Below are 9,657 nucleotides of genomic sequence, written 5' to 3'. Positions count from 1 at the left end.
GCCCCGGTGGGTGTGAGCTGGAAGCAGAACCTGGTCATGGCCGATTTCCTGGTCATCCCCAAGGGCGCCAAGAACAAGGACGCGGCCATGAAGTTCCTGGCCAACGCCAGCAGCGCCGAAGGCCAGGCCGAGTTCGCCAACAAGACCGCCTACGCGCCGGTCAACGTCGACAGCGTGGCCAAGCTGGACAAGGACCTTGCACCCAACCTGCCTACCGCCCATGCCCAGGACCAGGTCACCCTCGACTTCGCCTACTGGGCCAAGAACGGCCAGGCCATCGCCGCGCGCTGGAATGAGTGGTTGGTCAAATGAAAGTCGCCATCAACGCCCTGCATAACGCGCAAGGTGCCCCCACGGGGGCCGGCGCTCCGGGCACCGTACCGCGCCGCGTGGGCCTGAGCCAGCGCTGGAAAGGCAGCCGCAACCTGCTGCCGGCCTTGCTGTTCCTGGGTCTGTTCTTCTTCGCGCCGCTGATCGGCCTGTTGCTGCGCGGGGTACTGGAGCCAACGCCCGGGCTGGGCAACTACGAGCAGCTGTTCGCCAACTCGGCTTACGCACGGGTGCTGTTCAACACCTTCTCGGTGGCCGGTGTGGTCACCCTGATCAGCGTGCTGCTGGGCTTCCCGCTGGCGTGGGCCATCACCCTGGTGCCCAAAGGCTGGGGCCGCTGGCTGCTGAACATCGTGCTGCTGTCGATGTGGACCAGCCTGCTGGCACGCACCTACTCGTGGCTGGTGCTGCTGCAGAGTTCGGGGGTAATCAACAAGGCGTTGATGGCCATGGGCATCATCGATGCCCCGCTGGAGATGGTGCATAACCTGACCGGTGTAGTGATCGGCATGAGCTACATCATGATCCCGTTCATCGTGCTGCCGCTGCAGGCGACCATGCACGCCATCGACCCGATGGTGCTGCAGGCAGGCTCGATCTGTGGCGCCAGCCCGTGGACCAACTTCTGGAAGGTGTTCCTGCCACTGTGCCGCTCGGGGCTGTTTTCCGGGGCGCTGATGGTGTTCGTGATGTCGCTCGGTTACTACGTCACCCCGGCACTGCTGGGCGGGGCGCAGAACATGATGCTGCCGGAATTCATCATCCAGCAGGTGCAGTCGTTCCTCAACTGGGGCCTGGCCAGCGCCGCCGCCGCACTGCTGGTGTTGATCACCCTGGTGCTCTTCTACCTGTACCTGAAGCTGCAGCCGGAGTCCCCGGTTGGCAACCCGAGGTAAACCGCCATGCTCCTTTCCCCCAATGCCATGGGCCGCCCGCTGCGCACAGGCCTGTACCTGACCACCGGGGTGATCGCAGCCTTCCTGCTGCTGCCGGTAGTGTTCATCGTGTTGCTGTCGTTCGGGTCGTCGCAGTGGCTGGTCTTCCCGCCGCCCGGCTGGACCCTCAAGTGGTACGGCCAGTTCTTTTCCAACCCCGAGTGGATGGAAGCTGCACTGGCCAGCTTCAAGGTGGCCGTGCTGACCACCGTTGCGGCGGTGCTGCTGGGGTTACCCAGCGCGTTCGCCCTGGTGCGTGGCCGCTTCCCGGGCCGTGAACTGCTGTACGGGCTGTTCACCATGCCAATGATCGTGCCGCTGGTAATCATTGCGGTGGCGGTGTACGCGCTGTTCCTCAAGCTGGGCTATACCGGCACGCTGTTCGCGTTCGTGGTCAGCCATGTGATCGTCGCCCTGCCCTTCACCATCATTTCGATCATCAACTCGCTGAAGCTGTTCGACCAGTCGATCGAGGATGCCGCCGTGATCTGCGGCGCGTCGCGCCTGCAGGCGATCTTCAAGGTCACCTTCCCGGCCATTCGCCCGGGGATGATTGCCGGGGGCCTGTTCGCCTTCCTGGTGTCCTGGGATGAAGTGGTACTGAGCGTGATGATGGCCAGCCCCGACCTGCAGACCTTGCCAGTGAAGATGTGGACCACCCTGCGCCAGGACCTGAGCCCGGTGATCGCCGTGGCCTCGACCTTGCTGATCGGCCTTTCGCTGCTGGTCATGTTCATTGCCGCCGCCTTGCGCCGGCGCACCGAAAACGCCTGAGCGCGGAGATAACAACAATGAGTGCAGTGATCAAAGACAACGCGCACGGCAAGACCCTGGTCAGCCTGCGTGGCCTGAACAAGCACTACGGCGACTTCACCGCCGTGGACAACCTCGACCTGGAGATCCAGGACGGCGAGTTTCTGACCTTTCTCGGCTCCAGCGGCTCGGGCAAGTCCACCACCCTGTCGATGCTGGCCGGTTTCGAAACGCCGAGCAGCGGCGAGATCCTGGTCGACGGCCAGTCGCTGGTCAACGTGCCGCCGCACAAGCGTGATATCGGCATGGTGTTCCAGCGTTACTCGTTGTTCCCGCACCTGAACGTGCGCGACAACATCGCCTTTCCGCTGGCCATTCGCAAACTCAATGCGGGCGAAACCAGCAAGCGCGTCGATGCCATGCTCAAGCTGGTGCAACTGGAACAGTTCGCCCACCGCAAGCCGTCGCAGATGTCCGGCGGCCAGCAGCAACGTGTGGCGATTGCCCGCGCGCTGGTGTACGAGCCACGCATTCTGCTGATGGACGAGCCGCTCGGGGCCTTGGACAAGAAGCTGCGTGAAGACCTGCAGGACGAGCTGCGTCAGCTGCACCGCCGCCTCGGCATCACCATTGTCTACGTGACCCACGACCAGGAAGAGGCCATGCGCCTGTCGCAGCGCATTGCCATTTTCAGCCACGGCAAGATCGTTGGCCTGGGCACCGGCTACGACCTGTACCAGAACCCGCCGAATGCTTTCGTGGCGTCGTTCCTGGGCAACTCCAACTTCCTGCGGATCAAGGCCAGCAGTAACGGCGCAGCCAGCTTCGAAGGCCAGCCGGTGGCCATCCGCCTGACCCCGGGGCTGGCAGCCTCGCAGGATGCGCTGATCATGGTCCGCCCGGAAAAAGCCCTGGCCCTGACTGCCGAACAAGCCGCGCGCCAGCCGCTGCCGGCAGGCTGGAACGAGGTCAGCGCCAAGGTTGGCGAGGTACTGTTCCTGGGGGAAAGCCAAACCTGCCATGTGGTAACTGCTGGTGGTACCGAACTCACGGTCAAGGCACTGTCTGCAGCGGGTATGCCGATGCAGCCAGGGGACAGCGTGAAGGTGCGCTGGGCAGTGGCAGATGCCTGCATCTACACCGAATGGGCCGAGAGCGACCTGAGCAAATCGGCCGGCGCGCATTGAGACCGCCAGGGCCGCCTTGCGGCCCATCGCCGGCAAGCCGGCTCCCACAGGGATCGCATCAGGGCTGACAGGCGCTGAAGATGCTGCGGCTACCTTTGCCAGAAACCATAGAATCTCCCACAACGTACAGCACAGGTCTTGAGAACATTGCTATCGGTGTGGGAGCCGGCTTGCCGGCGATGGGCTGCACAGCAGCCTCGACAGCCTCAAGCCCATTGACTGTCACATTATCATCACGCCCCTGTCGTAATCTGCCGGCCAACTCTATGCCACAGGGCCACCCGGCATGCCACGCCTGCTTGTGCTACTGCTCACCGTGCTACCGCTGGCCACCGTGGCCGAACCGGTTCATTTGCGTGTGCAAGGCTCCAATACCATCGGCGCAGCCCTGCTGCCGGCGCTTGTGGAGGGCCAGCTCCGTGCGCAGCAAGCCAGCGCGATCCAACGGCAAGCCGGCAAGCTGCCCAACGAAACCATGATCACGGCCCGCGACACGCAGGGCCAACCGGTACGCATCGACATCGCTGCCCACGGTTCCAGCACCGGCTTCACCGCCCTGGTTGAGGGCGAGGCCGACCTGGCCGCCGCCTCACGGCCGATCAACGACAACGAAGTACTCCAGTTGCGAGCGTTGGGCGACCTGCGTGCTGCCGCTTCCGAGCAAGTCATTGCCCTGGATGGCGTGGCGGTCATTGTCCACCCCGACAACCCGCTGCCGCAGCTCAGCACAGGGCAACTGGCGCAAGTTTTCTCTGGTCAGATCCAGCGTTGGGAAGAATTGGGCATTTCCGGCGGGGCCATTCACCTGTACGCCCGTGACGACCGCTCCGGCACCTTTGAAACCTTCAAGGCACTGGTACTGGCGCCACAGCACGCGGCACTGTCAGCCCAGGCCCGGCGCTTCGAATCCAGTGACGAACTGGCCGCAGGGGTGAGCACCGACCGCCAGGCCATTGGCTTCAGTAGCCTGGCCGCCATTCACGGGGCCAAGGTGCTGGCGGTGGCTGAAGGGGACGCCCCGGCCATGCTGCCAGCGCGCGCCCTGGTGGCCAGCGAGGACTACCCCCTGTCACGGCGCTTGTACTTCTATCTGCCGGCCAACCCCAAACCACCCGCCAAAGCCCTCGCGGACTTCGCCCAAAGCCCGGCAGGCCAGGCCATCGTCGCCCAGCAAGGGTTCGTTTCGCAGCAGATACAGGCCCTGCCAGTGCCACCACAGGCAGGCATGCCGCCGCGCTACCGCAACCTGGCCAAGCAGGCACAACGGCTGAGCGTGAACTTTCGCTTTCAGGCAGGCAGCGCCAACCTCGACAACAAGGCCCTGCGTGATGTGCAACGGGTGGCCGATTACCTCCACCAGGCCGGCAAGCTACAGGGCAAGACAGTGCTGGTTGGCTTCGGCGACCCCAAGCTGACCCCAGGCCGCGCTGCGCTGCTGTCGCGCTTGCGGGCGCAGGCGGTGCGCCGCCAGTTGGCACGTAACGGCGTCGCAGTGCTGCAGGTGACCGGCATGGGCGCTGAATTGCCTGTGGCCGGCAACGAACGTGAACAAGGGCGGCTGCACAACCAGCGTGTGGAGGTGTGGGTGTACTGAGCAACAGGGTGATGCTGTTCACGGCCGCCTGGCAAACAAATGTAACAGCTCCGGATTCGGCAGCGCAGGCAAACAGGTCTAGCCTTAACCCTATGTGATACCGGGCCCCTCTGACGGCTGCCACGCCGTGATGTCGGATCACTGTTGCCACGCAACGTCGACATTCAAGGAGGGGCTCATGACAGCTCTACAGGCGTTTCTCACCACCCCGTTCCTCGGTACCAGCACCTGGTTGTGGCTGGTGTTCATGGCCATCGTCATCGGCCTGCTGGTACTCGACCTCGGCATACTGCACCGTCACGAACGTGAAATCGGCATGCGCGAGAGCCTGCTGTTGTACTCCGGCTACTTCAGCATCGGCGTGCTGTTCGGCGGTTGGGTCTGGTTCCAGCTAGGCGCGCAATCGGCGCTGGAGTTCTACACCGGCTTCCTGGTCGAGCAATCACTGTCGATGGACAACGTGTTCGTCATGGCCATGATTTTCAGCTATTTTGCCATCCCCCGCCGTTACCAGCACCGCGTGCTGTTCTGGGGCATCCTCGGGGTGGTGATCCTGCGCGCGATCATGATCGGGCGCAGCACTGGTGCAGAACTTCGCCTGGGTGCTGTACCTATTCGGGGCCTTCCTGCTGTTCACCGGGGTGAAGATGGCGCTGGCCAAAGAAGACAGCCATCCAGACCTGGCCAACAATCCAATCCTCAAGTTCGTGCGCCGGCACCTGCGGGTGACCGACGAGATCCATGGCTCGCACTTCTTTGTCCGCCAGACACCCCCGGGGCAGAACAAGGCCCTGCGCCATGCAACGCCGCTGTTCCTGGCACTGGTGCTGATCGAGCTGGCCGACCTGGTGTTCGCAGTGGACAGCGTACCCGCGATCTTCGCCATCACCCAGGACCCGTTCATTGTCTACACCTCGAACATCTTTGCCATTCTTGGCCTGCGCTCGCTGTACTTTGCGTTGTCGGCGCTGATGCACCGGTTCGTATACCTCAAGTACGCATTGGCGCTGGTGTTGATCTTCATCGGCTGCAAGATCTTCTACCATGGCATGGTCGGCAAGGTGCCGGCGTTGCTGTCGTTGGGTGTGACGTTCGGGCTGTTGCTGGGTGGGGTGGTGGTTTCGCTGCTCAAGACGCGGGGGCAGAAGCCGGCTGTGGTGGATCAGCCGCCGGCACACGGTACCCCCCAAGCCAATGCCGGCCACAAAGAGTAGGCCTGACGAGAATCAGCCTGCCTCACCGCCCGCTGCGCAACATCTCTGCCGGCACATACTTGCCAATCTCATACTTGCCGATCGCCGCCCGGTGCACTTCATCGGGCCCGTCGGCCAGGCGCAGGGTGCGTTGCATGGCGTACATGTACGCCAGCGGGAAATCGCCGCTCACCCCTGCCCCGCCATGCAGCTGGATCGCCCGGTCGATCACCTTCAGCGCCACGTTCGGCGCCACCACCTTGATCTGCGCGATCTCGCTGCGCGCGACCTTGTTGCCGACCGTGTCCATCATGTACGCCGCTTTGAGCGTGAGTAGCCGGGCCATGTCGATTTCCATGCGCGAATCGGCAATCTTGTCGACGTTGCCCCCCAGGCGTGCCAGAGGCTTGCCGAAGGCGGTGCGCGCAACCGAGCGCTTGCACATCAGCTCCAGCGCCCGTTCGGCCATGCCGACAGAACGCATGCAGTGGTGGATACGCCCAGGGCCCAGGCGCCCCTGGGCGATCTCGAAGCCGCGGCCCTCGCCGAGAATCACGTTTTCATACGGCACCCTCACGTTCTCGAACAGCACCTCGGCGTGGCCATGCGGGGCATCGTCGTAGCCGAATACCGGCAGCGGGCGAACAATCTTCACACCAGGCGTATCGGTTGGCACCAATACCATCGAGTGCTGCTGGTGACGCGGGCCTTCCGGATTGGACAGGCCCATGAAGATCATCACCTTGCAGCGCGGGTCGCACGCACCAGACGTCCACCATTTGCGCCCATTGATCACCCACTCGTCACCGTCACGCACCGCGGTCGCGACCATGTTGGTCGCGTCCGAGGAAGCCACATCCGGCTCGGTCATGGCGAAGGAGGAACGAATCTCACCCCGCAGTAGCGGCTCCAGCCACTGGCGTTTCTGCGCCTGGCTGCCGTAGCGCACCAGCACCTCCATGTTGCCGGTATCCGGGGCCGAACAGTTGAACGGCTCCGGGCCGAGCAGTGAGCGGCCCATGATTTCGGCCAGCGGCGCGTACTCCAGGTTGCTCAGGCCAGCGCCGTACTCCGACTCGGGCAGGAACAGGTTCCATAGCCCCTCGGCGCGGGCCTTGGCCTTGAGCTCTTCCATGATCGCGGTGGGCTGCCAGCGGTCACCCTCGGCGACCTGGCGGTCAAACACCGCCTCGGCGGGGTAGACATAAGCATCCATGAACGCGGTGACACGCTCGCGCAGTGCCTGGACCTTGGGCGAATAGGCGAAATCCATCGGGGCTACCTTCACGGTTCGAAGAACATGGCCAGAGCCTAGAGCAGCGCAACCCGATCCACCTAGTCTATTTTCAGCGTGTATGAACATTCATAACCGATATATGATCGGCAGATAACTCCAACAAAGAGCGGCGCCCATGAACCTCAGCAAGGTCGACCTCAACCTGTTCATCGTGTTCGATGCGATCTACACCGAAGCCAACCTCACCCGCGCCGGGCAGATCGTCGGCATCACCCAGCCGGCGGTGTCCAACGCCCTGTCGCGCCTGCGCGAAACCTTCAACGACCCGCTGTTCGTGCGCACTGCGCAAGGCATGGTGCCCACGCCCATGGCGCAGAACATCATCGGCCCGGTGCGCAACGCCCTCGCGCTGCTGCGCACCTCAGTACAGGAAAGCCGCATTTTCAACCCGCAACAGGCCAACAAAACCTTCCGTATCAGCATGACCGACCTGACCGAAGCGGTCATTCTGCCGCCACTGTTCCAGCGGCTGCGCCGCCTGGCGCCGGCGGTGCTGATCGAAAGTTTCCTGTGCAAGCGCCGTGAAACCACCAAGGAGCTGGCCGCCGGCCGCCTGGATTTCGCCATCGACGCGCCGTTGAACACCGACCCCCAGGTCCGCCACGTGAAGTTGATGCAGGACCGCTACGTCTGTGCCCTGCGCCAGGGCCACCCGCTGGCGGACAGCAAACTGACCCTCGACAGCTACCTGGGCATGACCCATATCCACATTTCCAGCCGCCGCAACGGCCTGGGGTATGTCGACCTGGCCTTGGGCAAGATGGGCGTGCAGCGCAAGGTCGCCCTGCGCTCGCAGCACTACCTGATGGCCTCGCAAGTGTTGCAGCAGACCGACATGGCAATGACCGTCCCGGAGCGTTTCGCTCGCCGTCATCAGCTGCGCTACCACCCACTGCCGGTGGAGGTCCCGGCCCTGGAAACCCACCTGTACTGGCATGAAAGCACCGACCAGGACCCGGCCAACCGTTGGATGCGCGAGCAGATCACCGAGCTGTGCCAACGTGTGGTAGCCGACGAAGAAAAAGCGCTTGAACCTGCCTAAAATGCGCGCTGAAACCGGTCGATGCGTATCACGGTGTGCTGTGCGAAAGAATGAATCGAGAAAAATATTCTCCAGAAAGGAAATCAAATAGAACAAGCATGCAAATACGCCACAAATAGCCCAGCGGGAAGCGAAAAGCATCTTTCGACCGCACGATAGGCTGATGCCAACGATCGCCGACCCCACGGCGACAAACATGGACATGCCCCGATGCCTAACGCCCCGCTGTACTTCGATTACGCCGCCACTACCCCGGTCGATGACCGGGTGGTCGAAACCATGCTCGCCTGCCTTGGCCGCCAGGCCAACTTCGGCAACCCGGCCTCCAGTGGCCATGCCTACGGCCAGGCCGCCCGCAGTGTGGTGGACCAGGCGCGACAGCAAGTGGCCGAGCGCATTGGCGCCCCGGCCGAAGCGCTGGTATGGACCTCTGGCGCCACCGAGTCGAACAACCTGGCACTCAAAGGCGTTGCCAACGGCATCGACCACCGCGGGCACCTGGTCACCAGCCTGCTGGAACACAAAGCCGTACTTGACACCGTGGCCGAACTGGAGCGCCAAGGCTGGGCGGTCACGCGCCTGGCACCTGATGCCCGTGGCCTGATCCAGCCCGCGGCGGTACAAGCCGCGTTGCGCGCCGATACCCGCCTGGTATCGCTGATGGCCGTCAACAATGAACTGGGCACGGTCACCGACGTTGCCGCCATTGGCGAGTGCGTTCGCGCGCAGGGTGCCCTGTTGCACGTGGACGCCGCACAGGCAGTGGGCAAACTGGCGATCGACCTGCGCGCGATGGCTGTCGACCTGATGTCGTTCTCGGCGCACAAGGCCTACGGGCCCAAAGGTATCGGCGCCCTGTACGTCGGGCCTCGCGCCCGCCCGGTACTGCGCGCACAGATCCACGGCGGTGGCCATGAACAGGGCCTGCGTTCCGGGACCTTGGCCACTCACCAGATTGCCGGCATGGGCAGTGCGTTCGCCCTAGCCGGGCAGCCCGGCGACAGCGAGTACCTGCGCCTTGCGCAGCTGGCCACGCGGCTGCAGGAAGGCTTGCTGAAGTTGCCCGGGGTCAGCCTCAATGGCTGCGCCACGCAACGCATCCCGCACACCCTGAACCTGTGCATCGACAGCCCGGGCTTCAACAGTGCGGCGCTGGCCAGCGAACTGGCGTTGTCCACCACCTCGGCGTGCAACTCGGCCAGCAACACGGCGTCCCACGTGCTACTGGCGCTGGGGCTGAATGAGCACCAGGCGCGCAACAGCGTGCGCCTTAGCATCGGCCGTTTCAGCACCGACGCCGAAGTCGACAAGGCGCTGGAGGTGTTT

General features: G+C 63.7%; 8 protein-coding genes and 1 pseudogene. 8 read left to right on the top strand and 1 reads right to left on the bottom strand.

Going from position 1 to position 9,657, the window contains the following annotated elements; translation table 11 throughout:
• The 6 genes and pseudogenes from APH30_RS24490 to APH30_RS24465 all read left to right on the top strand — a co-directional run.
• Positions 1-312, top strand: a 312-nt coding sequence (locus APH30_RS24490; RefSeq protein WP_156326644.1) for an extracellular solute-binding protein, incomplete at its 5' end; no start/stop codon positions are given.
• Positions 309-1,226: an ABC transporter permease gene (locus APH30_RS24485; protein WP_009686435.1), complete on the top strand. Its 918-nt coding sequence runs from the start codon at positions 309-311 to the stop codon at positions 1,224-1,226. The genes APH30_RS24490 and APH30_RS24485, both read left to right, overlap by 4 nt.
• A gap of 6 nt (positions 1,227-1,232) precedes the next feature.
• Entirely contained in the window at positions 1,233-2,039 is an 807-nt protein-coding gene (locus APH30_RS24480) for an ABC transporter permease (RefSeq protein WP_009686434.1), read from the top strand.
• 17 nt (positions 2,040-2,056) lie between these two features.
• Positions 2,057-3,205, top strand: a complete 1,149-nt coding sequence (locus APH30_RS24475) for an ABC transporter ATP-binding protein (protein WP_009686433.1) — start codon at positions 2,057-2,059, stop codon at positions 3,203-3,205.
• Positions 3,206-3,491: 286 nt separating this feature from the next.
• Entirely contained in the window at positions 3,492-4,799 is a 1,308-nt protein-coding gene (locus APH30_RS24470; RefSeq protein WP_054914006.1) for a substrate-binding domain-containing protein, read from the top strand.
• A gap of 178 nt (positions 4,800-4,977) precedes the next feature.
• Positions 4,978-6,013: pseudogene (locus tag APH30_RS24465) on the top strand (TerC family protein).
• A 22-nt stretch (positions 6,014-6,035) separates the two neighbouring features.
• On the opposite strand, the gene APH30_RS24460 reads toward APH30_RS24465, so the two are convergent.
• Positions 6,036-7,265: an acyl-CoA dehydrogenase gene (locus APH30_RS24460; protein ID WP_054914005.1), complete on the bottom strand. Its 1,230-nt coding sequence runs from the start codon at positions 7,263-7,265 to the stop codon at positions 6,036-6,038.
• Positions 7,266-7,404: 139 nt separating this feature from the next.
• Here APH30_RS24460 and APH30_RS24455 point away from each other — a divergent pair, with 139 nt between their 5' ends.
• Together APH30_RS24455 and APH30_RS24450 are read left to right on the top strand one after the other, a co-directional pair.
• Positions 7,405-8,331 (top strand): LysR family transcriptional regulator, encoded by a 927-nt coding sequence (locus tag APH30_RS24455; protein ID WP_054914004.1) that lies wholly within the window; start codon positions 7,405-7,407, stop codon positions 8,329-8,331.
• 210 nt (positions 8,332-8,541) lie between these two features.
• Positions 8,542-9,657: cysteine desulfurase family protein (locus APH30_RS24450; protein ID WP_054914003.1), on the top strand; the 1,116-nt coding region annotated here is incomplete at its 3' end.

This window comes from Pseudomonas sp. NBRC 111127 (genome assembly GCF_001320345.1).
Classification (GTDB): Bacteria; Pseudomonadota; Gammaproteobacteria; order Pseudomonadales; family Pseudomonadaceae; genus Aquipseudomonas; species Aquipseudomonas juntendi.
Note: the sequence above shows the minus strand (reverse complement) of the source record. Positions and strands in the feature narration are given on the sequence as shown.